Origin of the sequence: Gemmobacter caeni, from assembly GCF_003054195.1 — a bacterium.
GTDB classification, from domain to species: Bacteria; Pseudomonadota; Alphaproteobacteria; order Rhodobacterales; family Rhodobacteraceae; genus Gemmobacter; species Gemmobacter caeni.
Window position 1 is genome coordinate 1 of sequence record NZ_QBKP01000072.1, and the last position, 1,376, is coordinate 1,376.

Annotated in this window: 1 protein-coding gene; it reads right to left on the reverse strand. The window is 57.6% G+C overall.

Annotated elements, in window-relative coordinates; all coding sequences use genetic code 11:
- Positions 1-275 precede the first annotated feature (275 nt).
- Positions 276-1,307, reverse strand: coding sequence for an IS110 family RNA-guided transposase (locus tag C8N34_RS25790; protein WP_108131071.1), 1,032 nt, complete (start codon positions 1,305-1,307; stop codon positions 276-278).
- Positions 1,308-1,376 lie beyond the last annotated feature (69 nt).

Consider the following 1,376-nt stretch of genomic DNA (forward strand, 5'->3'; position numbering starts at 1 on the left):
GTATATGGACCCCGCCTGATTGCAACGGTCTGTTTGGTTCTGGATCGGCGGTCGCGATTGCTGATGTATATCCGGCTTCTTCGGGCGGCCTGACGGATCAACGCCGCGAGCCCCGATGGATTTCCGCTTGCTTCTACCTCATCGCCCCTAAGGCATCGGTGTTGACCTTGCCGATCCACACATCAGGTTCGAGAAGCAACGGGCGTGACCCTTTTCCATCCCTTGGCAGATGTTGCAATATTCCGGTGGGCGCTTCCTCCTCTAACTGTTCTTGGTCATCCGAAAGAGACGACGTGATCCGGGCAGTAACTTTGTTCCCGTAACAGCAGCGACCAGACGATCCGCGCGTTTTTGTTTGCCAGCGCCACCGCCACTACGTTTGGGTGGCGTCTTTCGCGCATGCGATTGATCCATTGGCTGCGCGCGTCTGTTTTTCCCGAGGATCGACCCAGAACTGCCCGCGCTCCGTGGATCAGCATCGTTCGCAGGTATCTGTCACCTCGTTTGCTGATGCCGAACAATCGCGCCTTGCCGCCGCTGGATCTCTGCTTTGGGACCAGCCCGAGCCAAGCTGCGAACTGCCGACCGTTCTTGAAGCTCGATCGGTCTCCTATGGCCGCCACCAATGCTGTTGCTGTTATTGGGCCGATACCTTCGATCCGGCCGATACGTTGGCACATCTCGTTTGAACGAAAGAGGTTTCTGATCCTGCGATTGTAGGTTGCCAGACGCGCGTCGAGCTCAGCAAGTTCGTCACGCATGTCGCCCAACATTTCGAGGAAGAGTTCCCCTAAACCCCCCGATTGCCGGTCCGCAATTTCGCCGAGGGCACGCCGAATACGGTTTATATCTCGGGCCACCACGATCCCGTGCTCCCCCAGCAGGCCACGGATCTGGTTCACAAGTCGGGTGCGGTTTGCGACCACCCGCTGGCGGATCCGGTGAACGGCCTGTATTTCCAATTGCTCGGATGATTTCGGCGGTACGAACCGCATCGATGGCCTGCCAACCGCTTCACAAATCGCCTCGGCGTCGTTGCGATCATTCTTGTTCGACTTGACGTAGGGTTTCACGAACTGGGGGGATATCAATCGTACATCGTGCCCTAGGTCCGTTAGCACCCCTGCCCAGTAGTGCGATCCGCAACACGCCTCCATCCCGACAAGGCAAGGCTCCAGCTCGGCGAAGAATTGAGCGACGGCTTCGCGCCTGAGTGTCTTTCGCAAGACAACCTGTTCATCACCATCGACGGCATGAACTTCAAAGACATACTTGGCCAGATCAAGGCCGATCCTTTTGATCTCCATGGCACGAGCCCTCCTGTTTATCTTCCTAGGATACGCCACCCGAAGGCGGCGGGGTCCATACCATTGCCC